Genomic DNA, 26,823 nt, shown 5'->3' on the forward strand with positions numbered 1-26,823 from the left:
CTTAGCCTCTTAGAACCTTAGAAACTTAGTAGCTTATTAAATCTTTAATTCTTATTTTTGCATAAAAGGAGAAATTTATATGCAGAAATATATTGACCAGCTTAACGAAGCGCAGAGGGCGCCTGTTCTAAAGAAAGACGGGCCGATGATAATTATTGCTGGTGCAGGTTCGGGAAAAACACGTGTTTTAACAATTAGAATTGCGTATTTGATGGCTCAAGGTGTTGATGCCTTCAATATTTTATCGCTGACTTTTACCAATAAAGCAGCTCGCGAGATGAAACACAGGATTTCGGATATTGTGGGTGCGAGTGAGGCAAAAAACCTTTGGATGGGAACTTTCCACTCTATTTTTGCTCGTATTCTGCGTGCAGAATCAGATCATTTGGGATATCCTTCCAATTTTACTATTTACGATTCTCAGGACTCGGCTAGATTGATTTCTTCGATTATAAAAGAGATGCAGCTGGATCGCGATATTTACAAACCAAAACAAGTTTTAGGACGTATATCTAATTATAAGAATAGTTTGATCACGGTTAAAGCTTATTTTAATAATCCGGAATTGGTTGAGGCAGATGCCATGGCAAAAAGACCGAGATTAGGAGAGATTTATCAGCAGTACGTGGAGCGCTGTTTTAAGGCAGGAGCGATGGATTTTGATGATTTGTTGTTGAAAACCAATGAATTACTGAATCGTTTTCCTGAGGTTTTGGCTAAGTATCAAGATCGTTTCCGTTATATTTTGGTTGATGAGTACCAAGATACGAATCACTCTCAGTATTTGATTGTTAGAGCTTTATCGGATAGATTTCAGAATATTTGTGTGGTTGGAGATGACGCACAAAGTATTTATGCTTTCCGAGGAGCGAACATTAATAACATTCTGAATTTTCAAAAGGATTACGAAGGTGTGATTATGTTCCGTTTAGAGCAAAATTATCGTTCGACAAGAAATATTGTAGAAGCGGCAAATACCGTGATGGAACACAATAAAACCAAATTGGATAAAGTAGTTTGGACAGCAAATGAATTTGGTCCTAAGATTAAGGTTCACAGAAGTTTGACAGATGCTGAAGAAGGCCGTTTTGTTGCAAGTACGATTTTTGAGCAGAAAATGCAGAATCAGTTGCATAATGGTGCTTTTGCCATTTTGTATCGTACAAACGCACAATCGCGTGCAATGGAGGATGCTTTAAGAAAACGCGATATTCCGTATCGAATTTATGGAGGTTTGTCTTTCTATCAGCGTAAAGAGATTAAGGACGTTTTGTGTTACTTACGTTTGGTTCTGAATCCGAAAGATGAAGAAGCTTTGATTCGCGTGATTAATTATCCAGCACGTGGAATTGGAGATACAACGGTTGAGAAACTTACTATTGCTGCCAATCATTACAAACGTTCGATTTGGGAAGTAATGGTAAATATCGATAAGATTGATTTGAAGCTGAATGCAGGAACGAAAAACAAGTTGAAGGATTTCGTAACAATGATTCAGAGTTTTCAGGTTATCGATCAGAATCAGGATGCTTTTTATATAACAGATCACGTTGCGAAGAAAACAGGTTTGGTTCAGGAATTGAAGAAAGATGCGACTCCAGAAGGAATGGCTAAAATTCAGAATATTGAAGAACTTTTAAACGGGATTAAAGATTTTACCGAAGGACAAAGAGAAATTGACGGAGCAAGAGGTGCACTTTCTGAATTTATGGAAGATGTGGCTTTGGCAACAGATTTGGATAAAGATACCAACGATGAAGATCGTGTCGCTTTGATGACGATTCACTTAGCAAAAGGACTGGAGTTTCCACACGTATTTGTTGTGGGAATGGAAGAAGATTTGTTTCCGAGTGCTATGAGTATGAGTACAAGAAGTGAATTGGAAGAAGAACGTCGTTTGTTTTATGTAGCATTGACTCGTGCGGAACATCAGGCATATTTGACTTATGCTCAGTCGCGTTACCGTTGGGGAAAACTAACAGATAGTGAACCTTCAAGATTTATTGAAGAAATTGATGGTCAGTTTTTGGAATATTTAACGCCAGCTGAAACAAATTATCGTTATAAATCTCCAATTGATGGTGATATTTTTGGCGATGTAGATAAATCAAAATTGCGTTTGGCAAAACCGGTAGGAGGAACTCCGCCAAAACATATTACGGATAATAATCCGAAACCAGATTTAAATATTAGAAAATTAAAACCCGTTTCAGGAAATGCACCAAGCAACGGAAATTCAAATTTATTTGATAGCAAACTGACAGTAGGGAATATTGTAATGCATGAACGTTTCGGAAAAGGTGAAGTGATAAATCTGGAAGGCGTTGGGCCAGACAGAAAAGCAGAAATTAAATTTGAAGTTGGCGGAATTAAGAAATTGTTGTTAAGATTTGCTAAATTAGATGTAGTAGGATAATAATTTTAGTTTCAAGTTTCATGTTTCAAGTTTCAAGTTGTTGGAACGTTAAACTTGAAACCTGAGACAAATTTTAACTTGAAACAAAAAAACAAATGGCTGAATTTATGAAAATATACCCAGATAAACCCAGTGAAGCTGCAATTGCAAAAGTTGTAAAAGTGCTTCAGAATGGAGGTTTGGTAATTTATCCGACAGATACTGTTTATGGTTTAGGTTGTGATATTACCAATTCGCGAGCTTTAGAGAAAATTGCAAAAATTAAAGGTGTAAAATTAGAAAAGGCCAACTTTTCATTTATTTGCCATGATTTAAGCAATCTTTCAGATTATGTTAGGCAGATAAATACATCAACTTTTAAAATTTTGAAGAGAGCATTGCCAGGCCCTTATACTTTTATTTTGCCTGGAAATAATAATTTGCCTAAAGAATTTAAAAAGAAAACAACGGTTGGTATTCGTGTTCCTGACAATAATATTATTTTAGAAATTGTTCGTCAGTTAGGAAATCCAGTTGTTTCAACTTCTATTCGTGATGAAGATGATGTGATAGAATATACTACAGATCCCGAATTAATTTTTGAAAAATGGCAACATCTTGTAGATTTAGTTATTGATGGTGGGTACGGTGATAATGTAGGATCTACTATTATTGATCTCTCAGAACATGAGCCTGTTATCGTCAGAGAAGGTAAAGGGGATATTGATATTTTGTAAAAAAATACTTTAAAAGTATAAAATCATAAAAATTATAAGTAACTTTATTATAGTTAAAATTTAGTTAGTTACTTAAAAATAATGCTATTCTTGATTTATATTTAATTGGTTATTAAAAAAATTAAGGATACATAAAAGCAGGTCAAATGACCTGCTTTTTCTGTATTATAAAGTATGTGAAACTCTAATTATTTTTGTTGTTTCTTCATTTCTTTTTCAATCATATCATAGAATTGATCGATTTTAGGCATAACTACGATACGAGTTCTTCTGTTACGAGCTTTGTTTTCAGCAGAATCGTTTGCAACTAATGGCACATAAGAGCTTCTACCTGCAGCGATTAATTTAGCTGGATTAACACCAAGGTCATTTGTTAATACACGAACAATTGAAGTAGAACGTTTAACACTTAAATCCCAGTTGTCTAAGATAACTCCGTTGCTTTTGTATGGAACATCATCTGTATGACCTTCAACCATACACTCGAAATCTGGTTTGTCATTTACAACTTTTGCAACTTTAGCTAAAACAGATTTAGCTTTGTCACTTACGTCATAACTTCCGCTTTTGAATAATAATTTATCAGCGATAGAGATAAATACAACTCCTTTTTCAACATTGATTTCGATGTCCGGATCGTTGATTCCAACTGCACCTTTCAAGCTTGTAACTAATGCTAAAGTAACACTGTCTTTTTTAGTTAAAGCGTCTTGAAGTCTTGAAATTTTCAAATCTTTTTCTTTTAAACTTTCAAGAGATTTTTCAAGGTTTTCAGCACCTTTAGTTGTTAAAATCGTTAAATCTTTAGAACTGTTGATTAGATCTTTGTTATGTTCTTTGTAGCTTTCAGCTGTTGCAGCTAATCCAGCTTTTTCTTCTAAGCACGTATTTAATTTTACAGTACATGAGTTTAACAAATCTTGAGTCTCTTTGTTTTTAGCTTCTAACTCCGCATATTTCTTTTTAGAAACACAAGATGTTAGGGCCATTAATACTGATAGTGCGATAACTATTTTTCTCATAAATTTAATTTTAATTAGACTTGATTACAAATTTAGTTTTTAATATTTTGAATACTGTTAAAGATTTCTTTAAAAAAGATCCGTTTCTTAATATAATAAAGGAAAACGATGCTTTTCGTCGAATAGTATTGTTGTATCTGAAAATCTTTTCGTTTTTTTAGATATTTTAAAGATAAACAATAAAATGAAAAATGCGCCTTTAAAATGGCGAAAGTGTGTCCAAATTTGCCTTGCGTAAGAAAACGGATGCCTGCAATTCCGTCCAAAATCATACGAAAAAAAATCACAAAGAATAATCCTCTTTTTGGGAGATTTTTTACCAGCATTAATAATGAATTCCTAAAATTTAAGTACGTTTTCTTTGGGTTACCCTGCTGCAATGTTGCACCGCCAACGTGATAAACTACAGACTGATAATTATATTTAATGACATGTCCTTCGTTTGATGCCCGCCAGCATAAATCAATTTCTTCTTGATGTGCAAAGAAGCTTTCATCAAAACCTCCTAACTCATGATAAACATTTTTTCTGATGAAAAAGCAAGCGCCTGAAGCCCAAAACAATTCGATATTATCATTGTATTGTCCATTGTCTTTTTCAATTGTATCAAATATTCTTCCTCTGCAAAAAGGAAAACCGAATTTATCAATAAAACCTCCTGCGGCACCAGCATATTCGAAATATTCTTTGTTTTTAAAATCAAGAATTTTAGGCTGAATGATAGCGGTCTGCTTTTCTCTTTCGAAAGTATCAAGAATTGGTTGGAGCCAATTTTCTGTTACTTCAATGTCTGAATTTACTAAGGCGTAAATTTCTGCATCGATATGTTGTAAAGCATCATTATAACCTTTTGCAAAGCCATAATTGCCTGAGTTTTTTACAATTTTTATGGTCGGGAAATGTTCTGCTACGTATGCAACAGAATTGTCTGTAGAATGATTGTCAGCAACATAAATTGTTGCGCCTTCTGAAAACCGAACAACAGACGGTAAAAACTGCTCCAGCAATTTTACTCCGTTCCAATTTAAAATGACAACTGCTATTTTATCCAAAAGTACTTCGTTATTAATTTGTTTAGTGGTTTTCTTTATAATCAGGCAGGTTTCTTAAAAACTCATATTTCTCGTTTTCAAAATCCATTTGACAATAAAAATGGTTCAGTCCGTTCGTGACATTCAAAAACCGTGCCTGCATTGTCATATTATAACGTGCAATTTGATCAAAAGTTGCTTGAGAAATTTTCACTTCAGGAGCTTTGCATTCTACTAATATATGTATAGATCCATCGGGGTTAAATACAACAACATCGTATCGTTTTCTTAATCCATTGACAGTTAAAACTTTCTCTACGTTTATGAGTGATTTTGGATATTTTTTCTCGTGCATCAGATAATGAACAACGTGCTGACGAACCCATTCTTCTGGCGTAAGAATTATAAATTTTTTCCTGATTTCATCAAAAATAGACACTTTATTTTCGCTATTTTTGAATCGGAAAGTATAAGCAGGGAAATTAAGTTTAAGCATAAAGCAAAAATATAAAATAGTTTTTTGTTTCAAAGAAACTTGAAACTTTAAACTTGAAACAAATTTGAATGGACGAAGTAATAAAAATTGTTAACGATATAAAAGCTGGAGATATTAAACCGATTTATTTTTTAATGGGCGAAGAGCCTTATTATATAGATAAGTTATCGGAATATATTGAAGGAAATGTTTTGGCGGAAGAAGAAAGAGGTTTTAATCAGACAGTTTTATACGGAAGAGATGTATCGGTTGATGATATTGTTTCAACGGCCAAGCGCTATCCTATGATGGCTGAACGTCAAGTTGTTATAGTAAAAGAAGCGCAAGATTTGTCCAGAACAATTGATAAAATCGAATCTTATGTAGAAAATCCGATGCAAACAACTGTTTTGGTTTTTTGCTATAAATATAAAACACTAGATAAACGTAAAAAAGTTACGAAGCTTTTAGGACAAAAAGGTATTGTTTACGAAAGTAAAAAATTATACGAAAATCAAGTTGGAGATTGGATTAAACGCGTTTTGGCAGGTAAAAAATATACTATTGATCCAAAAGCCAATGCCATGTTGGTTGAATTTTTAGGTACAGATTTAAGTAAAATCAATAATGAGTTAGAAAAATTGCAGATTATTTTGCCAAAAGGCACTATGATTACTGCCGAGCATATTGAAGAGAATATTGGTTTTAGTAAAGATTACAATGTATTTGAACTTCGAAAAGCAATTGGAGAGCGCAATCAGTTGAAAGCGTATAAAATAGCAGAGAATTTTGCGCACAATCCTAAAGAATATCCGCTAGTTATGACAACTGGTTTAGTATTTGGATTTTTTGTACAGCTTCTAAAATACCATGGATTAAAAGATAAAAGCGCTAAAAATGTTGCCAGTGCACTTGGGGTAAATCCATATTTCTTGAAAGAATATGATTTAGCAGTTAAAAATTATCCAATGCGTAAAGTAAGTCAGATTGTTGGTGCTTTGCGCGATATTGATATTAAGAGTAAGGGAGTGGGGGCCAACGCTTTGCCTCAGTCAGATTTGTTAAAAGAAATGCTTTACAAAATATTTAATTAAGCCATTAAAATTCACGATATTTGCGTTTCTAAAAATTTTACTACTTAAAATAATTGTACAATTATGGGAATGAATAAAAATACCATTTTAGGATGGGCCACTTTGATAATGGTGCTTATGGGATTGTTGCTTATAGGTCTTGGAATCTTTAGATACAGTGATGTTTCAGGCTGGGGATTTGCTGCTGTAGGAGTTGGTTTTTTTGCTAATGCTTGGGTATTCAATGCTTTGAAAGGTAGAGTTTAAAATCAAAATTTTAAAAAGAAATAAATAATTATAATAAAAAATAAAAAATGTCAGACGATAAGAAAGTAATTTTCTCAATGCAAAAATTGAGTAAAACCTATCAAGGAGCAGACAAACCAGTTCTTAAGAATATTTATCTTAGTTTCTTTTATGGTGCTAAGATTGGTATTTTGGGACTTAACGGTTCTGGAAAATCTTCACTTTTAAAAATTATTGCAGGAGTTGATAAGAACTATCAAGGTGATGTAGTTTTCCAACCTGGCTACACAGTAGGATATTTAGAGCAAGAACCAATTCTTGATGATTCTAAAACAGTTATAGAAATTGTTCGCGAAGGTGCAGCTGAAACTATGGCTGTTTTAGAAGAGTACAATCAAATTAATGATTTGTTTGGTCTTGAAGAAAACTATTCAGATCCAGATAAAATGGATAAATTAATGGATCGTCAAGCGGCTTTACAAGATAAAATTGATGCACTTGGAGCTTGGGAAATCGATACTAAATTAGAAATTGCAATGGATGCGTTACGTACGCCAGAAGGAGATACACCTATCAAAAACCTTTCAGGAGGAGAGCGTCGTCGTGTAGCTTTATGTCGTTTGTTATTGCAACAGCCTGATGTATTGTTATTAGATGAGCCTACCAACCACCTTGATGCTGAGTCAGTTCTGTGGTTAGAGCAACATTTAGCACAATACGCTGGAACTGTTATTGCAGTAACGCACGATAGATATTTCCTTGATAATGTGGCTGGATGGATTCTTGAGTTAGATAGAGGAGAAGGTATTCCATGGAAAGGAAATTATTCTTCTTGGTTAGATCAAAAATCAAACCGTATGGCTCAGGAAGAAAAAGTAGCTTCTAAACGTAGAAAAACTTTAGAACGTGAGTTGGAGTGGGTTCGTCAGGGGGCTAAAGGTCGTCAGACAAAACAAAAAGCACGTTTGCAGAACTACGATAAATTATTAAATGAAGATCAAAAACAGTTAGATGAAAATCTAGAGATCTATATCCCGAATGGTCCACGTTTAGGAACAAATGTTATTGAAGCTAAAAATGTTGCGAAAGCTTTTGGTGAAAAATTATTATATGATAATTTGAATTTTACTTTGCCACAAGCAGGTATTGTTGGAATTATCGGACCAAATGGTGCTGGTAAATCGACTATTTTCAAAATGATTATGGGCGAACAAGCTACTGATAGTGGAGAATTTTCAGTTGGAGAAACTGTAAAAATCGCTTACGTAGATCAGTCGCACTCTAATATTGATCCGAATAAATCAATTTGGGAAAACTTTGCAGACGGTCAGGAATTGATTATGATGGGTGGAAAGCAAGTTAACTCAAGAGCTTATTTATCACGTTTCAACTTTGGTGGTGGTGAGCAAAACAAAAAAGTTTCAATGCTTTCGGGTGGAGAACGTAACCGTTTGCACTTGGCAATGACTTTGAAAGAAGAAGGAAACGTACTTTTACTGGATGAGCCTACTAACGACCTTGACGTAAATACACTTCGAGCTCTTGAAGAAGGTTTAGAGAATTTTGCTGGTTGTGCTGTGATTATTTCTCACGACAGATGGTTCTTAGATAGAATTTGTACACACATTTTAGCTTTCGAAGGAGATTCTGAAGTTTATTTCTTCGAAGGAAGTTTTTCTGATTATGAAGAAAATAAAAAGAAACGTCTTGGCGGTGATTTAACTCCGAAACGTTTGAAATACAGAAAATTAATTAGATAATTTTTCTAATTAATTCCAAAATAAAAAATCCCAAATTCCAATTATAGAGAATTTGGGATTTTTTTATTTATGTACTTTTTACGTTTTGTTTGTTATTCCAAGGAACGAGGAATTTCTACAAGAAACTCCATAAAGTTTGGAAACTTGGAATTTGGAATTTTTAGATTGGGATTTTATAAAAATTTCGCTTTCAACTCAGGCGTAGGAATCATGCAGCTTTCTTTTTTGCCATACCAATTGTATCTGTTTTTTGCAACATAATCATAAATTCTGTCGCTTATAAAAATCGGTACAATTCTAAAAATCGGAATTAATTTCCAAATACCACCAAAATTTTTAGCGATTTCAAGAATTGCTGAAGATTTGTAGAAATATGCTGTTCCAGGATCATATAAAATAATACTATCCATTTTAGAAAAACTGATACCTAAATGTTTACAGATAGAAATTCCTAAATCTGACTGTAATGCTACAAATCTAAAAACATCTTTTTTGTCGTGATTGATAATAAACTGTACAGCAGAACTGCAGAGATTACAAACTCCATCAAAAAGAACTATTTTTTTATTTTTTGGAAGGCTTTCCATTCTATAGTTTTTAGGTAAGCTTTATTAAAGTTCTAGACTTTAACAGAGCTATATTAAATAAAATCAATTTTATCTATTGATTTTCAATAATTATAAATTTTAACGATCAAAAGCAGCTTTCATAGATTGATTTAAATCAACTTTTAAAAATAAGTAATGATAATTTACTTAAAAAATAAATTCATTTATTAAATCGCTTTATTTTAATTCAGGGCTTTTTTAAGGCAATTTCAAGACTTGAAAATTGCGACTGAGACTGAAAACTTATTTTTTCAATGCTTCAACCAATTCTAATTCATCCAAACTTACTTTCGAAGTAAAAATCCCATAATTTACTGTGGCTTTGTTTTTTTCGATAGAATCGATACTTCCAACAGATCTACCATCAAGCATTCTTACTCGGTCACCAACTTTTAAAATTGGTTTTGGTTTTTCTACTACAGGTTTAAGTTTCTTCTCTTTTTTCTCTTTTCGAATTTCCTCAACTTTTACCTCTACTTCAGCAATAATTTCTTTTTGTTTTTCAACTTTTGCTTTTACTTCTTTCGGAGTGGCTTTTTTACGTTTAGAATTTTCAATTTCAACAATTTTCAAAAATTCGCCAATAAGTTCTTTTTTGTTTTTGTTGTTGAAATACTTCTCAGCAATATCATCAATTTTTTGTCCAATATAAATTATCTTTTGATTGCTATCATATAATTCCTGATAGCTTTCTAATTTCTGCTGAATTTTAGTATTGATGTTTTCCATCTTTTTACTTTCTTCACGCGCTCTGGTTTCTTCTTCTTTTAAATTCAAAGAAGTTTTTTCCAATTTCGATCTCTCTTTTTGCAACGTTGCGATGGTTTTGTCAAAACGAACTTTTCCAACTTCGATTTTCTTTTTCGCACGATTGATCAATCCAAACGGGATTCCATTTTTTTGAGCCACTTCAAAAGTGAACGAACTTCCTGCCTGACCCAAAGCCAATTTGTACATTGGTTCCAATGACTTTTCGTCGAACATCATATTCGCATTCGTTGCGTATGGCAATTCGTTTGCGAGAATTTTTAAATTAGAATAATGCGTTGTGATAATTCCGAAAGCTTCACGATGATAAAATTCTTCTAAGAAAATTTCAGCCAAAGCACCACCCAATTCAGGATCAGAACCTGTACCAAATTCATCAATCAAAAACATGGTTTTGCTATTACATTTCTTCAAAAAGTAATTCATATTTTTTAATCGGTAGCTATAAGTACTTAAATGATTTTCAATAGATTGATTATCACCAATATCTGTCAAGATTCTATCAAACAAAAAAGTCTCGCTTCTTTCGTGAACCGGAATCAAAATTCCAGATTGTAACATTAATTGAAGCAATCCAACCGTTTTTAAGGAAATCGTTTTTCCTCCAGCATTTGGTCCGGAAATAACAATAATTCTGTTTTCTTGTTTTAACTCAATTGTCTGCGGGTGGGTAACTTCTTGTTTTTGTTTGTTATTCAAATACAAAATCGGATGATATGCTTCTCTAAAGAATAATCTTCTTTCTTCTGTAATTGTGGGTAAGATTCCGTTAATGCGATTTGCATATTTTGCTTTCCCAGCAACTACATCAATATCACTTAAAAAATCTTGATATTCAGTTAGTAAAGGAAGAAATGGGCGAATTACATTCGATAAATTTTTTAAAATTCTCGTAATTTCTTCTTTCTCTTCATATTCTAAATTTGCCAATTCTCTAGAATATTTTAAAGTAGCTTCTGGTTCGATGTAAGCAATACTTCCAGTTTTAGAACTTCCTAAAATCGAGCCTTTTACTTTACGACGATACATTGCTAAGACCGCTAAAACTCTACGGTTCTGAACAAAACTTTCTTTTATATCGTCCAAATATCCCAAGCCATTGTACTGAGTTAAAGCCACACCGAAACTTTGATTCACTTTTCCGCGAACCAAATTCATATTCTGACGAATTCCGGCTAGAGCAGGAGATGCGTTGTCTTTAATTTCTCCGTATTTGTCTACGATTGCATCAATTGCAGTTATAATGTCTTTTGTCAATTCTACACGAGAAGCTCTTGCATTTAGATTCGGATAATAATCATCGAATTTTTTTAAGAAGTTCAGCAAGACATTTGTTGTAGCAGAAAGATTAGCGATTTTTCTAAAACTTCCTACTTCTAGAAAACTGTCTTCGATTGCCAAAAATTTAATTTCATGCGTTATAGCATCAAATCCGTGATTTGGAATTGCGTTGTTATTTTGAAAAGAAGATACATACTCAGATGTCTGCATCAAAGATTGCATTAATTCTTCTTTATCTCTAAATGGTTTTATTTGTAAAGCCTTTTCTTTTCCAATATCGGTGTTGCAACCATCTGAAATGGTTTCTAATACAGTTGGAAATTGTAAGTCTTGTAATGTTTTTTCTGTAATACTGATCATTTAATTTCTTTATGAAAGCAAAGGCAAAAGTACGAAAACATTAATGAATTGTGAGTTATGAATTGTGAATTATAATGATAAGTTATGAATTTTAGTTTGCTTAACTTTTAACTTTAGACTTTGGGCTTTTTTGATTTTAAATAATAATTTCTGAAATTCGCATAAAAAAATTATGGACGTAAAAATGCATTCTTCTTGGAAACCTATTTTGAATGAAGAATTTGAAAAACCATATTTCAACGATTTAATTGAATTTGTAAAATCTGAATATGCAACTAAAATTTGTTACCCAAAAGGGAATCAGATTTTTTCAGCTTTTGATCATTGTCATTTTGATGAAGTAAAAGTGGTGATCATTGGACAAGATCCATACCATGGACCAAATCAGGCGAATGGTTTGTGTTTTTCTGTAAATGACGGAATTCCTTTTCCTCCTTCTTTGCATAATATTTTTAAGGAAATTGAAACGGATTTGGAGAAGCCGCTTCCAAAAACTGGAAATTTGGAGCGATGGGCAGATCAAGGTGTTTTTCTTTTAAATGCAACTTTAACGGTTAGGCAATCTGAAGCGGGAAGCCATCAAGGAAAAGGTTGGGAAAAATTTACTGATGCTGTTATCAAGCAGATTTCCGCTGAAAAAGAAAATGTTGTTTTCTTACTTTGGGGAGGTTTTGCTCAAAAGAAAGCGGCTTTGATCGATGCTTCAAAACATCATATTCTAAAATCTGGACATCCTTCTCCATTGAGTGCCAATAGAGGATTTTGGTTTGGAAATAAACATTTTAGCCAAACAAACGATTTTCTAAAATCGAAAGGAATAGGAGAAATAAAATGGTTTTAAGGTTTTAAATTATTTACACAATATTAATGAGTTTAATTTTGACTTAAATCGTTTAGAAATTATCTTATATATTATTTTCTCAAATAAACTAATCTATAATTACTTTTTAGCTAAAAATATTATTAAAATCTAATGTTTAATTTTAATAAATGACTTATGTAGATGAGAGATAAATAAAAAAAATAAAGAGGTTGAGACTTTTTTTGAGTAATTAATAAAAAGTTTACTTTTGCGCCTCGATTTAAATACCACAAATGAAGCAAAAATTACTTTTAGTATTACTTTTTCATGTTTTTTACTTTACGCATGCAAACGAAAAAATTTTAATTCCAAATACTCAATTCAATATTGATTTTAAAAAAGCTCTAATAGTTTCAAACTTGAGTGTAGATTTCATAAATTCGAATTGGACTGGTGAAAAAACTTTTATAAGTTTAGATAATGATTTAGAATTTTCTTTTCAATCACCTTTAGATATTTTAAAAATTGGAATTCCTTACAATGTAATTAATTCGATTGATAGTAAAGTATATGTATTATATTTTACAGAATTACCTCTAATAACTATTACAACTAATGAACTTATAGTTGATAGTCCTAGTGTTTTGGCTAAATTTAAACTCACTGATAGCAAAACAGGTTCAATTGTTTCTAATATTGGAATACAATATAGGGGAGCATACTCTCAAAGTTTACCTAAAAAATCTTTTGAAATCAATTTTTGGGATGATGAAAAGGGAGATATATCGAAAGATATAAGTCTTTTAGGCATGCATACTGATGATGGGTGGAATCTTCAAGCGATGTATAATGAAGCTCTCCGTTTTCATAGTAAAACTAATAATGACCTATGGAAGCTTATTCACAAGCCATCTTATTTGAATTCAGAACCTGAGGCTGTAAGTGGTATTGAAATGAAATACTGTGAATTATTTCTAAATGGTGAGTATAGAGGTGTTTATTGTATTGGTGAAAAGGTAAATAGAAAGCTTTTGAAACTAAAAAAATATAATGGACAAATAAGAGGAGAGTTATACAAAGGTGATCAATGGGGAGGAAGTACAACTTTTGATTATTTATCTGCTTTTAGCAACGAAAATTTATTCTGGGGAGGTTTTGAATACAAATATCCTAAGGAAATTACAAATTGGGAGAATTTATATAATTTTAGTGATTTTGTGATTAATGATTCAGATTCTAAATTTTACGATAATTATAAAAGTAAATTTGAAATTAATAATGCTGTAGATTATTTTATTTTTTTGAATTTACTTAGAGCTTTAGATAATAGAGGCAAAAACGCGTACATTGCTAAATATAATAGTGATAGTCCATATTTTTATGTGCCTTGGGATTTAGATGGGACTTTCGGCACTATATGGAATGGCCAACACGATAATGTAACTAATGATTTGCTTTCAAATGGTTTATATGATCGTCTTCTTAAAGATTGTTCGGATAATGGTTTTCGTGAAAAATTAAAATTTAGATGGAAGGAATTGAGAGATTCTTTAATTACGCATGATAACTTGATGGGTATGTTCACAAGTAACTATGCTTTCTTGAAAAAAAATGGTATATATGAGAGAGAAAATATTGCTTGGATGGATTATTCTGCAAATGATAATGAAATAGATTATATTTCGGGTTGGTTAACTGAGAGGTTAAAATATCTTGATATTAAATTTTCAGAAAATTGTGCTACTTTAAGTGTTGATGATTTTGAATCAATTTCTGAAGTGATGATATTTCCAAATCCAACCATGGATGTTATAAATTTAAATTTAAAGTCAAACAATTTTGGATGTGATGCTCTTATGTATGATAGTTCAGGTAAGCTATTGTTTATAAAGAATTTTGAAGGAAGCCAAACTCAGATTTCAATGAAAAATTTTGTTGAAGGAATTTATTATCTAAAATTAGTTACTAGTGAAAATAAGATAATTGTAAAAAAAATCATTAAAAAATAAAAAAAGGCCAGGAACAATATTTAGTAACTGGCCTTTTTTTTTATTTTTTTACAATTTCTTCTAAAACAGCTTTGTTTTCGTAATTCACTACTTTTAGAATAATTTCTTGATTTTTAGCTGTTTTTCCTTCAATAATATAAAGCTTTCCACTTTTAACAGGAACGTTACTTTGGTCAAAATCAACATTTCCGTAAGTTAATGTGTTTTTGACATCAGCAGTGTCAACCCATTTTTCGCTTAAAGTCTGAATGGCTTTTGGAGAATATTGAAAAGGTTTTGTTCTAAGATTATTTAAAACTCTTGCATTCGGAAAATAATTACAGCGAGTATCTTTTCCAATAAAAAATCCTGATACGATAAAACATCCCAATACGAGACCAATCAGATAATATGCAAAACGGTGTACAAACTTCATGAAATAAATTTTTTGCAAATGTACATTAAAGTTCCTTTAAAATACAAGTAAATTAATATCGTTGTCTGGCAAATCAAACCAATCGCCGATGGCCTTGTTGGTTAAAATTCCATGATAAAGATAAATTCCATTTTTAAGTCCTTTGTTGCATCGAATTGCGCTTTCAATACCACCATCTTCGGCTATCTGATGCAGATAAGGAGTTAAGATGTTACTAATTGATAATGAGGCAGTTTTTGAATAACGTGAAGGTATGTTTGGTACGCAATAGTGTAAAACATTGCTTTTTATGAATGTTGGTTTTTCGTGAGTAGTTACTTCCGAAGTCTCGAAGCAACCACCAGTATCAATGCTGACGTCAACAATCACTGCACCTTTTTTCATGTGTTCAACCATTGTTTCGTTTACAACAATCGGACAGCGCTCTTTACCTCGCATCGCGCCAATTGCTACGTCACAACGTCTTAAAGCTTTTAATAAACCTTTTTGTTGTATAGTTGAAGTAAAAATTCTTTGACTTAAATTGTTTTGAAGACGACGTAATTTTGTAATTGAATTATCAAAAACTTTTACGTTTGCACCCAATCCAATTGCGGTTTTAGCCGCAAATTCGCCCACCGTTCCAGCTCCTAAAATCACAACTTCAGTAGGAGGTACGCCAGTAATGTTTCCAAATAAAAGTCCTTTTCCGAATTCGTTGGTAATCATCAATTCTGCGGCAATAAGTATAGAAGCAGTTCCTGCAATTTCGCTCAAAGATTTTACGGCAGGATAAGACCCGTCTTCGTCCTTAATATATTCAAAAGCTAAAGCTGTAATTTTCTTTTGAGCTAAAGCTTCGAAGTAAGTTTTCTTTTTGGTTTTTAGCTGAATAGCAGAAATAATAACCGTTTCGGGATTTATCATTTCGATTTCGGCTAATGTTGGCGGTTCGACCTTTAATAGGAACGGACAGCCAAAAACTCTTTTTGTGTCTTGTGTGATTTCTGCACCTGCGTCTGCATATTCTTTATCTGTATAACTCGAACTCTCGCCAGCTCCAGATTCAATCATGACACGGTGACCTTCATAAGTTAAGGAATTGACTGCATCTGGGGTAAGACAGATGCGACGTTCTTGATAACTTGTTTCTTTAGGAATTCCTATAAAAAGTTCTCTTTTAAAACGACCAACCTCAAGTTTTTCTTCCTGCGGTATTAATTGTTGTTTTGTAAATGGAGTTAACGTGATTGACATGGATAGTGCAAAATATTAAGAGTACAAATTACGTAAAAAGTTTTAGAATTAGTGTAAAAATTCTGCTAATACTCGAAGTTAAAAGTTAAGAAACATAATAACTGTCGAAAATGGCTGAATTTTTATTTTTGCAAATATTTACCTATGGTTTTAAACCAATTGTAGTTCTCTTTTCCCATCAGAAAGCAGTTCAATATTTATTGTAGAATGTTCTTCAGGGATCAAACTTGCAATTTTTTCAGACCATTCAATAAAACACCAATTACCAGAATATAAATAGTCGTCAACCCCCATATCCAGCGCTTCGGTTTCTTTATTTAATCTATAAAAATCAAAATGGTAAACAGTCTGGTTGTGAGAAGTTTGATATTCGTTTACAAGAGAAAAAGTCGGACTGCTTGTTGCATCTTGAACTCCTAAACTTTTGCATAGCTGTTTGATTAAAGTGGTTTTTCCAACTCCCATTTCTCCATTAAAAAGGATGATTTTTTTAGGATTTGAAGCTATAATCTGCTCTGCAACTTCTTGAATTTGATCTAATGAAAAAACGATATTCATTTTTAATTACATATTTAATTAGTATCAGTCGGAGTCACAGTTTTCAGTATTCACTGAGACTGAAAACCGCGACTGAAAACTCTTATTTAGGGTTAAAAACCAAAAACGGAATGATCATTTCTTCTAATGAAATTCCTCCGTGTTGGTAGGTGTTTTTGTAATAACTCACATAATGGTTGTAGTTGTTTACGTAAGCCAAGAAAAAATCATTTTTGGCAAAAATAAACGAACTGCTCATATTTATTGCAGGCAAGCCAATGGTTTTAGGCTCCTTTACCACATAAACATCTTTTTGTTCATATGTTAAACTACGTCCAGTTTTATAACGCAAATTTAGACTTGTATTTTTATCTCCAACAACTTTAGACGGATTTTTTACATTTATTGTTCCGTGGTCGGTTGTTAAGATTAGTTTGAATCCTAAAAGCTGGGCTTGTTGAATAATTTCTAACAAAGGTGAATTTTTAAACCAGCTTAAAGTTAAAGAACGATACGCTTTGTCATCTGATGCCAATTCTTTTACCACTTCCATTTCGGTTTTAGCATGAGAAAGCATATCAACAAAGTTGTATACAACTGTCACTAAGTCATTTCCTTTTAAAGCTTTAAAGTTTTCTGCTAATTTTTTACCTCCAGCATAATTGGTGATTTTGAAATAGTCTTCTTTAATATTTAACCCTAAACGCTTCAATTGAGCCGATAAAAACTCTGCTTCATAAAGGTTTTTTCCTCCATCTTCCACATCATTTTTCCAATATTCAGGAAACTGTTTTTCCATTTCTGAAGGCATTAAACCAGAAAAAATAGAGTTTCTTGCATATTGTGTAGCAGTCGGAAGAATAGAGTAGTAGGGAACCTCTTTTTCTAACTTGTAATAATTTGAAATTACAGATTCAAAAGATTTCCATTGGTCGTAACGAAGGTTATCTATTACAACAAAAAGAATCGGTTTGTCTTTCTTTTTTATTTCAGGAACAACTAATTCTTTAAATAAAGTATTAGACTGAATCGGTTTGTCTGCTTTTGGAACAAACCAATCTTCGTAATTTCTTTCAATGAATTTTCCAAATTGAGAATTTGCTTCTACTTTTTGAGATTCCAAAATTTCGATCATCGCTGTATCGTTGATGTCTTCAAGTTTTAATTCCCAAAAAATCAATTTTTTATACAATTCGATCCAATCTTCATAAGAATTAACCATTGCCAATTCCATCGAAATTTTTCTGAACTCTTTCTGATAATCTAAAGTCGTTTTTTCTGTAATCAGCCTCGAATCATCTAAATTTTTCTTCAAACTCAATAAAATCTGATTCGGATTTACTGGTTTAATAAGGTAATCTGCGATTTTAGAACCAATGGCTTCTTCCATAATATATTCTTCCTCACTTTTGGTAATCATAATCATCGGAATAGCTGATTTTTTCTCTTTCATTTCAGAAAGCGTTTCTAATCCGCTCATTCCAGGCATGTTTTCGTCAAGAAAAACAATATCAAAATTATCTTCTTCAAACATCGCAATCGCGTCTAATCCGTTATTACAAGTAGTAACTTCGTAATTCTTTTTTTCTAGAAATAATATGTGTGGCTTTAAAAGATCGATTTCATCGTCGACCCAAAGTATTTTTATCTTATCCATAAATCAATTTAATTTTACTGCAATTTAAAGTTATAGAACTTAAAAATTATTAAAAATAGTATAAAATTACCAAAGTTTAGATATGATTTTATTTTGAATTTTAACAATTTTAAATGTATTTTATTGATAATCATTATAATTTGGAGTATGATTTTTAAATAAAAAACACCGAACTCTTTATACTTATTTACTTATATTTGTTGACCAAAAAAATAACGAGACTGTGACTCAGATCAATAAACTTAAAATATTCAACGATCCTATATATGGCTTCATTACGATTCCTAATGAGCTGGTTTACGACTTAATTCAGCATCCTTATTTTCAGCGTTTGCGCCGTATTTCACAGATGGGATTGTCTTATTTGGTATATCCGGGAGCCAATCATACTCGTTTTCACCATGCGCTAGGATGCATGCATTTAATGAAAAAAGCAATAGACACGCTACGTTTTAAAGATGTTGTGATTTCTGATGAAGAAGAATGTGCGCTTTTAATAGCGATTTTACTCCATGATATAGGGCATGGACCATTTTCTCATGCAATGGAAAAAAGTATTGTTGAAGATGTGCATCATGAAGCGATTTCTTTATTGTTTATGAATCAGCTGAATGAAGAATTTGATGGAAAATTAAGTTTGGCAATTCAGGTTTTTAAAGGAGAATATCATAGAAAATTCATGTTGCAATTGATTTCAAGTCAGTTAGATATGGATAGAATGGATTACTTAAAACGAGATAGTTTTTATACAGGTGTTGCTGAAGGAAATGTAAATTCTGAACGATTGATTCAGATGATGAATGTTGAAAATGATGTTTTAGTAATCGAAGAAAAAGGAATTTATTCTGTAGAGAAATTTTTGCTTTCTAGAAGATTAATGTATTGGCAAGCTTATTTGCATAAAACAAGTTTAGTTGCCGAATTAATTTTGATGAAAGTTTTAAAAAGAGCTAAGGAATTGGTTTTGAAAGGAGTAGAGCTTCCTTGTAGCGAACCGCTTTCTTATTTTATGCACAATAAAATTACTCTTGAAGATTTTGATGCCCAAAACTTGAATTTATTTTCGCAATTAGATGATTTTGATATTATTAGTGCTTTAAAAGCTTGGCAGAGACAAGACGACTTTGTTTTAAGTACTTTGAGTAAAATGATTATCAATAGAGATTTGCTTAAAATTAAGATGAGTGCCGAGAAAGTTTCTATGGAAGATTCTCAAGCTTTAAAAGAAAGGTTCGCAAGCCAGCATCATATTAGCCAATTGGATGCAGGATATTTTATTTTTAGAGGGAAAATTAAAAACCAAGCCTATAGTAAAGAAGCAGAACCTATTCGTATTTTGAAAAAAGATAAAACAATTGAAGATGTTGTTGAAGCTTCTGACCAACTGAATTTGAAATCGTTATCTAAATTGGTAACAAAATATTATATCTGTTTCCCAAAACAACTTATATAAAATTAACATTTAAAACCTATTTTTTATATTTTTGTCGCGATGAAATTTACAGCAGAACAAATAGCAGGAATTTTAGAAGGAGAAGTTGTTGGAAATCCCAATGCAGAAGTTTCTAAACTTTCTAAAATCGAAGAAGGAGACGAAGGATCGCTTACTTTTTTGGCTAACCCAAAGTATATCAATTATATATACACTACAAAAGCGACAGTAACAATTGTTAATGACAGCTTTATTCCGGAACAGGAAATTACAACTACACTAATTAAAGTGGAAGATGCTTATGCGGCGTTTTCTAAACTTTTGCATTTTTATAATCAGGTAAAATTAAATAAAACAGGTATCGAACCTCAGTCATTTATGTCTGAAGGGACGAAGTATGGAGAAAATCTATACTTAGGAAGTTTTAGTTATGTTGGACAAAATGTAGTTTTAGGTGATAATGTAAAGATTTATCCAAATAGTTTTATTGGTGACAATGTTACTGTTGGAGATAATGTATTCATTTTTGCAGGTGCGAAAATTTATTCAGAAACTGTAATTGGTAATAATTGTACTGTTCATTCGGGTGTTATAATCGGTGCAGATGGTTTTGGTTTTGCTCCAAACGAAGAAGGAGAGTATAGCAAAGTACCGCAAATAGGTAACGTTATTATTGAGGATAATGTAGATATTGGTGCAAATACGACTATAGACAGAGCAACTCTTGGTTCTACTATAATTAGAAAAGGAGTGAAATTAGACAATCAAATTCAGATTGCTCACAATGTAGAAATCGGAAAAAATACTGTGATAGCCGCTCAAAGTGGTGTTGCAGGTTCTACAAAAATTGGTGAGAATTGTATGATTGGAGGACAGGTAGGTATTGCAGGTCACTTAACAATAGGAAATAATGTTAGGCTTCAAGCGCAGTCTGGTGTAGCCAGAAACATTAAAGATGACGAAGTTTTACAAGGGTCACCATCTCTTGGATATGGTGATTTTAATAAATCGTACGTACATTTTAAGAATCTGCCTAAAATCGTAGCTGAAGTTGAAGAATTAAAGAAACAAATAATAAACCCAAAAAATGGAAATAATGGTTAAACAGAAGACCATCAAGAATGAAATTTCGCTAACAGGAGTTGGTTTACACACTGGAAAAGAAGTTACAATGACTTTTAAACCTGCACCCGTTAATAATGGTTTCACTTTTGTAAGAGTAGATTTGCAAGGTCAACCAGTCATTGAGGCTGATGCTAATTATGTTGTTAATACTCAAAGAGGAACAAATCTTGAGAAATTAGGAGTAAAAATTCAAACTCCAGAACACGTTTTGGCTGCAGTAGTTGGTTGCGATTTGGATAATATTATTATTGAATTGAATGCCTCTGAACTACCAATTATGGATGGTTCATCAAAATATTTTGTTGAAGCTATTGAAAAAGCTGGTATTGAAGAACAAGACGCAAGCCGTAATGTTTACGTAGTAAAAGAAGTTATTTCTTTTACAGACGAAGCTACAGGAAGCGAAATTCTTGTTATGCCAAGCGATGAATATCAAGTTACAACTATGGTAGATTTTGGTACTAAAGTTTTAGGTACTCAAAATGCTACACTTAAAAGTCTATCAGATTTTAAAGCTGAAATCGCAAGTTCAAGAACTTTTAGTTTTCTTCATGAATTAGAGTCTTTGTTAGAGCACGGACTTATTAAAGGTGGAGATTTAAATAATGCAATTGTTTATGTAGATAAAGAAATCTCTGAGTCTACAATGGCAAATTTAAAGAAAGCATTTGGTAAAGATGAAATTTCTGTAAAACCAAATGGAGTTTTAGATAACTTGACTTTGCACTATCCAAACGAAGCAGCAAGACACAAATTGCTTGATGTAATTGGAGATTTATCTTTAATTGGAGTACGTATTCAAGGTAAAATCATTGCAAACAAACCAGGTCACTTTGTAAATACACAATTTGCAAAGAAATTGGCAAAAATTATTAAAATAGAGCAGAGAAACCATGTTCCAACTTATGATTTAAATCAAGAACCATTGATGGATATTCATAAAATCATGGCGATGCTTCCTCATAGACCTCCATTTTTGTTAATTGACAGAATTATCGAAATGTCTGATCGTCACGTAGTAGGATTGAAAAATGTTACTATGAATGAGAATTTCTTCGTAGGTCACTTCCCAGAAGCTCCAGTTATGCCAGGTGTATTAATTGTTGAAGCAATGGCGCAAACAGGTGGAATTTTAGTGTTAAGCACTGTTCCAGATCCTGAAAATTATTTGACATATTTCATGAAAATTGATAATGTTAAATTTAAACATAAAGTATTGCCAGGTGATACTTTAATTTTTAAATGTGAGTTGATTTCTCCTATCAGAAGAGGAATTTGTCATATGCAGGCAAATGCTTATGCAAATGGTAAATTAGTAACCGAAGCAGAATTGATGGCACAAATAGCAAGAAAACAATAATAAATTATCAAATTTATTGTTTAGGTTTGTTGCTTCAAACTAGAATATTTTAATTAAAAATATAAAACATACAGATGAATCAACCATTAGCATATGTTCATCCAGGCGCGAAAATCGCCAAAAATGTTGTAATAGAGCCATTTACAACAATTCACAATAATGTTGTTATTGGTGATGGTACTTGGATTGGTTCAAATGTGACCATTATGGAAGGAGCTCGAATTGGAAAAAATTGTAATATTTTTCCAGGAGCTGTAATTTCTGCAGTGCCACAAGATTTAAAATTTGGAGGTGAAGATTCTCTTGCTATTATCGGTGATAATTGTACAATTAGAGAGTGTGTAACTATAAATAGAGGAACAATTGCTTCTGGCCAAACTACAATTGGAAACAATTGTTTAGTAATGGCTTATGCTCACATCGCACACGATTGTGAAATTGGAAATAATGCAATCATTGTAAACGGTGTTGCCCTAGCAGGTCACGTAGTTGTTGGGAATCACGCTGTAATTGGTGGTTTAGCGGCAATTCACCAATTTATTCACATTGGAGATCACGCTATGATTTCTGGTGGATCTCTTGTGAGAAAAGATGTTCCGCCTTTTACAAAAGCAGCTAAAGAACCGTTATCTTATGTTGGAATAAACTCTGTTGGTTTAAGAAGAAGAGGATTTACAACTGAAAAGATTAGAGAAATTCAGGAAATATATAGAATTTTATACCAAAAGAATTATAATACAACTCAAGCTTTAAGTATTATAGAAGCTGAAATGGAAGCGACTCCAGAGAGAGATGAAATTCTAGATTTTATTAGAAATTCTTCTCGAGGAATTATGAAAGGTTACTCAGGGAACTATTAAATTTTAGAGTTTAGATATCTGATTTAAGATTCTAAACTGCCGATAAAAAACAAATAACAAATAAATGAAGATTGATTCTTTGTCTAGAATCTAAATCTACATTGTAAAAACAAAAATAAAAAACAATGGCATCTACATCAGATATTAGAAACGGATTGTGCATTAAATTTAATCACGATATCTACAAAATCGTTGAATTTCTTCACGTAAAACCTGGAAAAGGTCCAGCTTTCGTTAGAACTAAATTAAGAAGTTTAACTACAGGAAGAATATTAGATAATACTTTTTCTGCAGGACATAAAATCGAAGACGTGCGTGTAGAGACGCACAATTACCAGTTTTTATATGCTGAAGGAGATGAGTTTCATTTCATGAATACAGAATCTTTTGAGCAAATTTCTCTGAATAAAAATATTTTGGATGCTCCAGATTTATTAAAAGAAGGAACAAGTGTTATGGTTCAGGTAAATACAGAAACAGATTTGCCATTATCAGTAGATATGCCGTCGTCTGTAATTCTTGAAGTAACTTACGCAGAGCCAGGAGTTAAAGGTAATACTGCAACAAATGCAACAAAATCTGCTACAGTTGAGACAGGAGCAACTATCAACGTTCCATTGTTCATCAATGAAGGCGATAAAGTTAAAATTGATACCGCTTCAGGTTCTTACATGGAGCGTGTAAAAGAATAGTTTATTTTATTAAGATAATTTGACAATGAGTCAATTAGATAATTTGTGAGTCGACATAATTTTGTATATTCACATTCTAATTGACTCATTTTCTAATTTACAAGTTTTCTAATTATACTATATGAAATTTCCAAAGAGTCATTCTTTACAAGAAATTGCTAATTTGCTTAATTGCAAATTTATTGGAGACAAAGACTTTCAAGTTTTAGGCATGAACGAGATACACGTTGTTGAGCCTGGAGATATTGTTTTTGTTGACCACCCAAAATACTATGATAAAGCTTTGCAATCGGCTGCGACTATTGTTTTGATAAACAAAGAAGTTGAATGCCCTAAAGGTAAAGCCCTTTTAATTTCTGACGACCCGTTTAGAGATTTTAATATTCTTACGAGACATTTCAAACCGTTTCAGTTCGCTAACGTGGCTATTGCTCCTTCTGCAAAGATAGGAGAGGGCACTGTTATTCAGCCTAATTCTTTTGTTGGAAACAATGTTGAGATTGGAAAAAACTGTCTGATTCATTCTAATGTTTCAATTTACGATCATACCGTTATTGGAGATAATGTTATTATACATGCTGGAACTATTTTAGGAGCCGATGCTTTTTATTATAAAAAACGTCCAGAAGGTTTTGATCAGTTGGTTTCCGGCGGAAGAGTTGTTATTGAAGATAATGTTGGTATTGGAGCTTTGTGTACAATTGATAAAGGTGTTACTGGAGATACTACAATTGGCGCGGGCACAAAACTAGACAATCAAGTGCATGTTGGACATGATACTGTAATTGGAAAAAAATGTCTAATTGCTTCACAAACAGGTATTGCAGGTTGTGTGATCATTGAAGATGAAGTAACATTGTGGGGACAAGTTGGAACTACAAGCGGGATTACAATTGGAGCAAAAGCCGTTGTAATGGGACAAACTGGAGTGACTAAGTCAGTTGAAGGCGGAAAATCATATTTTGGAACTCCAATTGAAGAGTCTAGAGAAAAATTGAAACAATTAGCCAATATAAAGAAGATTCCTGAAATTTTAAGTAAATTGAAGTAATATGTCTATTAAAGAATTTGTTCAGAAATTTTATAAGTCAGATGCCTTAATTGATGGCGAAATTTTAAAAACTTATCTGCATCCAGATGTTATACTTGAATGGAACAGCAGTAAAGGCCTCATTCAAATGAATTATGACTCTATAATTGAAATGGCAAATGAGCTTAGCCGTGCGTATGTGCGATCTAAGGTTAGAATTAGCCACATTATAGCCGAAGATGATTTAGTATCAGTGCGTTACTCTCATTTTGTAAAAACAATTGAAAATCCTAGAGAGGAAATGCTTTTGGCGCATTTTGCAACTATTTGGCAGATAAAAGACGATAAACTTTATAGAGGTTATCAAATGAGTCAATTTTCTTAATATTTTTTTGACAATAAAAGGGGCAAAATACATTACAAAACCTTATTTTTGCAACACAAATTTAAAAACTACATAAAATATATATCATGAGTGTTTTAGTTAATAAAGATTCCAAAATAATTGTTCAGGGATTTACAGGAAGCGAAGGAACTTTCCACGCTTCTCAAATGATTGAGTACGGTACTAATGTTGTTGGAGGTGTAACTCCAGGAAAAGGTGGTACAAGCCATTTAGATCGTCCAGTTTTTAATACAGTAAAAGATGCTGTAGACCAAGCTGGTGCTGATACTTCTATCATTTTCGTTCCGCCAGCTTTTGCTGCTGATGCAATTATGGAAGCTGCTGATGCTGGAATTAAAGTAATTATTGCTATTACAGAAGGAATTCCTGTAGCAGATATGATTAAAGCAAATAATTATGTTAAAGAAAGAAATTCAAGATTAATTGGTCCAAACTGTCCAGGTGTAATTACTCCAGGTGAAGCTAAAGTTGGTATTATGCCAGGTTTCGTTTTCAAAAAAGGAACAGTTGGTATCGTTTCTAAATCAGGAACTTTAACTTATGAAGCTGCTGACCAAGTTGTAAAACAAGGTTTAGGAATCACTACAGCTATCGGAATTGGTGGAGATCCAATTATTGGAACTACGACTAAAGAAGCTGTTGAATTATTAATGAACGATCCAGAAACTGAAGTAATCATTATGATTGGTGAAATTGGTGGTCAATTAGAAGCTGATGCTGCTAAATGGGTAAAAGCTGATGGTAACCGTAAACCAGTTATTGGATTTATCGCTGGAGAAACTGCTCCTGCTGGTAGAACAATGGGTCACGCAGGTGCAATCGTTGGAGGTTCTGATGATACTGCTGCTGCTAAAAAACAAATTATGAGAGACAACGGAATTCACGTTGTTGATTCACCAGCTGAAATTGGTAAAAAAGTAAAAGAAGTATTAGGATAATCTCTAATATCAAAATAATAAATTCCAAAAAAGTCTCAATATTTTGTTGAGACTTTTTTACATTTTTGAAATACTGAGGTAAAACAAAAAAATGTAGCGTCCTAGAACCTCAGTATCTTAGGAGCTAAAAAAAATAATATGTACAAAGAATTAGAAAAATTTAAATCAACAAGCAGTTTTACTTTTACTGTAAATGATAGTTTAGAAGAAGCTTGCAACGCGCCAGAAGGAAGTGCAGGAATTTTCGTTGTTTATGCTGTTGAAGCTGGTGAGAAAGAATTGATCATGGTTGGTTCTACAGGAACTGTTCAGAATGACGGAACTTTAAAAAGCAAAAATGGCGGACTTTACGACAAAATCGTAAATGGACATCAGTTTGCTAAAACAGGAAGAAAATATTCTTGGCCAGCTCAAATGAAATTAGAGAATATTTCTGAGCTAGAAGTAGTTTGGTATGAAACTTTCTCAGGAGATGTAAAAGCAATTCCAACAGCTGTAGAAGGTCAAGTTTTACAAAACTTCTTAGATGAAAACGGTAAATTGCCAAGATGGAATGTCGCTTTTTAAG

The 26,823-nt window shown here is 32.5% G+C and carries 25 protein-coding genes; 16 read left to right on the forward strand and 9 right to left on the reverse strand.

The window, feature by feature from the left end; genetic code table 11:
* The first annotated feature begins 79 nt into the window (after positions 1 to 79).
* Positions 80 to 2,416: an ATP-dependent helicase gene (locus QLQ96_RS16500; RefSeq protein ID WP_482491845.1), complete on the forward strand. Its 2,337-nt coding sequence runs from the start codon at positions 80 to 82 to the stop codon at positions 2,414 to 2,416.
* A 95-nt stretch (positions 2,417 to 2,511) separates the two neighbouring features.
* Entirely contained in the window at positions 2,512 to 3,132 is a 621-nt protein-coding gene (locus tag QLQ96_RS16505; protein ID WP_482491847.1) for an L-threonylcarbamoyladenylate synthase, read from the forward strand.
* A gap of 188 nt (positions 3,133 to 3,320) precedes the next feature.
* Here the strand turns inward: QLQ96_RS16505 and QLQ96_RS16510 are convergent, their stop codons facing one another.
* Genes QLQ96_RS16510 through QLQ96_RS16520 form a run of 3 tightly spaced genes read right to left on the reverse strand, consistent with a single transcriptional unit; the run spans position 3,321 to position 5,681 of the window.
* Positions 3,321 to 4,154, reverse strand: a complete 834-nt coding sequence (locus tag QLQ96_RS16510; protein ID WP_482491849.1) for an OmpA/MotB family protein — start codon at positions 4,152 to 4,154, stop codon at positions 3,321 to 3,323.
* A 32-nt stretch (positions 4,155 to 4,186) separates the two neighbouring features.
* Positions 4,187 to 5,206: a glycosyltransferase gene (locus QLQ96_RS16515; RefSeq protein WP_482491851.1), complete on the reverse strand. Its 1,020-nt coding sequence runs from the start codon at positions 5,204 to 5,206 to the stop codon at positions 4,187 to 4,189.
* Between the two features lie 22 nt (positions 5,207 to 5,228).
* Complete coding sequence (locus tag QLQ96_RS16520) at positions 5,229 to 5,681, reverse strand: type I restriction enzyme HsdR N-terminal domain-containing protein (protein WP_482491852.1); 453 nt, start codon at positions 5,679 to 5,681, stop codon at positions 5,229 to 5,231.
* 68 nt (positions 5,682 to 5,749) lie between these two features.
* On the opposite strand from QLQ96_RS16520, the gene holA reads away from it, so the two are divergent.
* The 3 genes from holA (at position 5,750) to ettA (ending at position 8,739) form a co-directional block, all read left to right on the forward strand.
* Complete coding sequence (holA, locus tag QLQ96_RS16525) at positions 5,750 to 6,754, forward strand: DNA polymerase III subunit delta (protein ID WP_482491854.1); 1,005 nt, start codon at positions 5,750 to 5,752, stop codon at positions 6,752 to 6,754.
* A gap of 63 nt (positions 6,755 to 6,817) precedes the next feature.
* Complete coding sequence (locus QLQ96_RS16530; RefSeq protein ID WP_035643908.1) at positions 6,818 to 7,000, forward strand: CAL67264 family membrane protein; 183 nt, start codon at positions 6,818 to 6,820, stop codon at positions 6,998 to 7,000.
* 47 nt (positions 7,001 to 7,047) lie between these two features.
* Positions 7,048 to 8,739 carry an energy-dependent translational throttle protein EttA gene (gene ettA / locus QLQ96_RS16535; RefSeq protein WP_053471416.1) on the forward strand — a complete coding sequence of 564 codons (1,692 nt, stop codon included), beginning with the start codon at positions 7,048 to 7,050 and terminating at the stop codon, positions 8,737 to 8,739.
* Between the two features lie 173 nt (positions 8,740 to 8,912).
* On the opposite strand, the gene QLQ96_RS16540 is transcribed toward ettA, so the two are convergent.
* Positions 8,913 to 9,326: a thiol-disulfide oxidoreductase DCC family protein gene (locus QLQ96_RS16540; RefSeq protein WP_482491855.1), complete on the reverse strand. Its 414-nt coding sequence runs from the start codon at positions 9,324 to 9,326 to the stop codon at positions 8,913 to 8,915.
* Positions 9,327 to 9,590: 264 nt separating this feature from the next.
* Complete coding sequence (locus tag QLQ96_RS16545; protein WP_482491856.1) at positions 9,591 to 11,756, reverse strand: endonuclease MutS2; 2,166 nt, start codon at positions 11,754 to 11,756, stop codon at positions 9,591 to 9,593.
* 172 nt (positions 11,757 to 11,928) lie between these two features.
* Here QLQ96_RS16545 and QLQ96_RS16550 point away from each other — a divergent pair, with 172 nt between their 5' ends.
* Both QLQ96_RS16550 and QLQ96_RS16555 read left to right on the forward strand, forming a co-directional pair.
* Positions 11,929 to 12,597 carry a uracil-DNA glycosylase gene (locus tag QLQ96_RS16550; protein ID WP_482491858.1) on the forward strand — a complete coding sequence of 223 codons (669 nt, stop codon included), beginning with the start codon at positions 11,929 to 11,931 and terminating at the stop codon, positions 12,595 to 12,597.
* 254 nt (positions 12,598 to 12,851) lie between these two features.
* Positions 12,852 to 14,567, forward strand: a complete 1,716-nt coding sequence (locus tag QLQ96_RS16555) for a CotH kinase family protein (RefSeq protein ID WP_482491859.1) — start codon at positions 12,852 to 12,854, stop codon at positions 14,565 to 14,567.
* Between the two features lie 40 nt (positions 14,568 to 14,607).
* On the opposite strand, the gene QLQ96_RS16560 is transcribed toward QLQ96_RS16555, so the two are convergent.
* From QLQ96_RS16560 to porX, 4 genes are all read right to left on the reverse strand, one after another.
* The gene (locus QLQ96_RS16560; protein WP_482491860.1) at positions 14,608 to 14,982 is read right to left on the reverse strand and encodes a DUF4258 domain-containing protein; all 375 of its coding nucleotides are present in this window, start codon (positions 14,980 to 14,982) and stop codon (positions 14,608 to 14,610) included.
* 36 nt (positions 14,983 to 15,018) lie between these two features.
* On the reverse strand, positions 15,019 to 16,218 hold the full coding sequence (locus QLQ96_RS16565) for an alanine dehydrogenase (protein WP_482491861.1): 1,200 nt from the start codon (positions 16,216 to 16,218) through the stop codon (positions 15,019 to 15,021).
* A gap of 150 nt (positions 16,219 to 16,368) precedes the next feature.
* Entirely contained in the window at positions 16,369 to 16,776 is a 408-nt protein-coding gene (gene tsaE / locus QLQ96_RS16570; RefSeq protein ID WP_482491863.1) for a tRNA (adenosine(37)-N6)-threonylcarbamoyltransferase complex ATPase subunit type 1 TsaE, read from the reverse strand.
* An 82-nt stretch (positions 16,777 to 16,858) separates the two neighbouring features.
* The gene (porX, locus tag QLQ96_RS16575) at positions 16,859 to 18,412 is read right to left on the reverse strand and encodes a T9SS response regulator signal transducer PorX (protein ID WP_482491864.1); all 1,554 of its coding nucleotides are present in this window, start codon (positions 18,410 to 18,412) and stop codon (positions 16,859 to 16,861) included.
* 223 nt (positions 18,413 to 18,635) lie between these two features.
* Here porX and QLQ96_RS16580 point away from each other — a divergent pair, with 223 nt between their 5' ends.
* From QLQ96_RS16580 to QLQ96_RS16620, 9 genes are all read left to right on the forward strand, one after another.
* The gene (locus tag QLQ96_RS16580; RefSeq protein ID WP_482491865.1) at positions 18,636 to 19,865 is read left to right on the forward strand and encodes an HD domain-containing protein; all 1,230 of its coding nucleotides are present in this window, start codon (positions 18,636 to 18,638) and stop codon (positions 19,863 to 19,865) included.
* A gap of 39 nt (positions 19,866 to 19,904) precedes the next feature.
* A complete protein-coding gene (lpxD, locus tag QLQ96_RS16585; RefSeq protein WP_482491866.1) occupies positions 19,905 to 20,948 on the forward strand; it encodes a UDP-3-O-(3-hydroxymyristoyl)glucosamine N-acyltransferase in 1,044 nt (347 codons plus the stop codon).
* Positions 20,941 to 22,329 (forward strand): bifunctional UDP-3-O-[3-hydroxymyristoyl] N-acetylglucosamine deacetylase/3-hydroxyacyl-ACP dehydratase, encoded by a 1,389-nt coding sequence (locus QLQ96_RS16590; RefSeq protein WP_482491867.1) that lies wholly within the window; start codon positions 20,941 to 20,943, stop codon positions 22,327 to 22,329. Before lpxD ends, QLQ96_RS16590 begins: the two co-directional genes overlap by 8 nt.
* A gap of 74 nt (positions 22,330 to 22,403) precedes the next feature.
* Positions 22,404 to 23,189: an acyl-ACP--UDP-N-acetylglucosamine O-acyltransferase gene (lpxA, locus tag QLQ96_RS16595; RefSeq protein ID WP_482491868.1), complete on the forward strand. Its 786-nt coding sequence runs from the start codon at positions 22,404 to 22,406 to the stop codon at positions 23,187 to 23,189.
* A 125-nt stretch (positions 23,190 to 23,314) separates the two neighbouring features.
* Positions 23,315 to 23,881: an elongation factor P gene (gene efp, locus QLQ96_RS16600; protein ID WP_482491869.1), complete on the forward strand. Its 567-nt coding sequence runs from the start codon at positions 23,315 to 23,317 to the stop codon at positions 23,879 to 23,881.
* A 121-nt stretch (positions 23,882 to 24,002) separates the two neighbouring features.
* Positions 24,003 to 24,932, forward strand: coding sequence for a UDP-3-O-(3-hydroxymyristoyl)glucosamine N-acyltransferase (locus tag QLQ96_RS16605; protein WP_482491871.1), 930 nt, complete (start codon positions 24,003 to 24,005; stop codon positions 24,930 to 24,932).
* A gap of 1 nt (position 24,933) precedes the next feature.
* The gene (locus QLQ96_RS16610; protein ID WP_482491872.1) at positions 24,934 to 25,296 is read left to right on the forward strand and encodes a nuclear transport factor 2 family protein; all 363 of its coding nucleotides are present in this window, start codon (positions 24,934 to 24,936) and stop codon (positions 25,294 to 25,296) included.
* Positions 25,297 to 25,382: 86 nt separating this feature from the next.
* Positions 25,383 to 26,255: a succinate--CoA ligase subunit alpha gene (gene sucD / locus QLQ96_RS16615; RefSeq protein WP_133523977.1), complete on the forward strand. Its 873-nt coding sequence runs from the start codon at positions 25,383 to 25,385 to the stop codon at positions 26,253 to 26,255.
* A 138-nt stretch (positions 26,256 to 26,393) separates the two neighbouring features.
* Complete coding sequence (locus QLQ96_RS16620) at positions 26,394 to 26,822, forward strand: hypothetical protein (RefSeq protein ID WP_482491873.1); 429 nt, start codon at positions 26,394 to 26,396, stop codon at positions 26,820 to 26,822.
* The last annotated feature ends 1 nt before the right edge of the window (position 26,823 follow it).

It is taken from the genome of Flavobacterium sp. B167r (assembly GCF_056824315.1).

What these genes read in the sequence shown, in the direction of transcription:
- QLQ96_RS16500 (WP_482491845.1), top strand. Translation starts at nt 80, where the DNA reads ATGCAGAAATATATTGACCAGCTTAACGAAGCGCAGAGGGCGCCTGTT.
- QLQ96_RS16505 (WP_482491847.1), top strand. Translation starts at nt 2,512, where the DNA reads ATGGCTGAATTTATGAAAATATACCCAGATAAACCCAGTGAAGCTGCA.
- QLQ96_RS16510 (WP_482491849.1), bottom strand. Translation starts at nt 4,154, where the DNA reads ATGAGAAAAATAGTTATCGCACTATCAGTATTAATGGCCCTAACATCT.
- QLQ96_RS16520 (WP_482491852.1), bottom strand. Translation starts at nt 5,681, where the DNA reads ATGCTTAAACTTAATTTCCCTGCTTATACTTTCCGATTCAAAAATAGC.
- holA (WP_482491854.1), top strand. Translation starts at nt 5,750, where the DNA reads ATGGACGAAGTAATAAAAATTGTTAACGATATAAAAGCTGGAGATATT.
- QLQ96_RS16530 (WP_035643908.1), top strand. Translation starts at nt 6,818, where the DNA reads ATGGGAATGAATAAAAATACCATTTTAGGATGGGCCACTTTGATAATG.
- ettA (WP_053471416.1), top strand. Translation starts at nt 7,048, where the DNA reads ATGTCAGACGATAAGAAAGTAATTTTCTCAATGCAAAAATTGAGTAAA.
- QLQ96_RS16540 (WP_482491855.1), bottom strand. Translation starts at nt 9,326, where the DNA reads ATGGAAAGCCTTCCAAAAAATAAAAAAATAGTTCTTTTTGATGGAGTT.
- QLQ96_RS16545 (WP_482491856.1), bottom strand. Translation starts at nt 11,756, where the DNA reads ATGATCAGTATTACAGAAAAAACATTACAAGACTTACAATTTCCAACT.
- QLQ96_RS16550 (WP_482491858.1), top strand. Translation starts at nt 11,929, where the DNA reads ATGGACGTAAAAATGCATTCTTCTTGGAAACCTATTTTGAATGAAGAA.
- QLQ96_RS16555 (WP_482491859.1), top strand. Translation starts at nt 12,852, where the DNA reads ATGAAGCAAAAATTACTTTTAGTATTACTTTTTCATGTTTTTTACTTT.
- QLQ96_RS16560 (WP_482491860.1), bottom strand. Translation starts at nt 14,982, where the DNA reads ATGAAGTTTGTACACCGTTTTGCATATTATCTGATTGGTCTCGTATTG.
- QLQ96_RS16565 (WP_482491861.1), bottom strand. Translation starts at nt 16,218, where the DNA reads ATGTCAATCACGTTAACTCCATTTACAAAACAACAATTAATACCGCAG.
- tsaE (WP_482491863.1), bottom strand. Translation starts at nt 16,776, where the DNA reads ATGAATATCGTTTTTTCATTAGATCAAATTCAAGAAGTTGCAGAGCAG.
- porX (WP_482491864.1), bottom strand. Translation starts at nt 18,412, where the DNA reads ATGGATAAGATAAAAATACTTTGGGTCGACGATGAAATCGATCTTTTA.
- lpxD (WP_482491866.1), top strand. Translation starts at nt 19,905, where the DNA reads ATGAAATTTACAGCAGAACAAATAGCAGGAATTTTAGAAGGAGAAGTT.
- QLQ96_RS16590 (WP_482491867.1), top strand. Translation starts at nt 20,941, where the DNA reads ATGGTTAAACAGAAGACCATCAAGAATGAAATTTCGCTAACAGGAGTT.
- lpxA (WP_482491868.1), top strand. Translation starts at nt 22,404, where the DNA reads ATGAATCAACCATTAGCATATGTTCATCCAGGCGCGAAAATCGCCAAA.
- efp (WP_482491869.1), top strand. Translation starts at nt 23,315, where the DNA reads ATGGCATCTACATCAGATATTAGAAACGGATTGTGCATTAAATTTAAT.
- QLQ96_RS16605 (WP_482491871.1), top strand. Translation starts at nt 24,003, where the DNA reads ATGAAATTTCCAAAGAGTCATTCTTTACAAGAAATTGCTAATTTGCTT.
- QLQ96_RS16610 (WP_482491872.1), top strand. Translation starts at nt 24,934, where the DNA reads ATGTCTATTAAAGAATTTGTTCAGAAATTTTATAAGTCAGATGCCTTA.
- sucD (WP_133523977.1), top strand. Translation starts at nt 25,383, where the DNA reads ATGAGTGTTTTAGTTAATAAAGATTCCAAAATAATTGTTCAGGGATTT.
- QLQ96_RS16620 (WP_482491873.1), top strand. Translation starts at nt 26,394, where the DNA reads ATGTACAAAGAATTAGAAAAATTTAAATCAACAAGCAGTTTTACTTTT.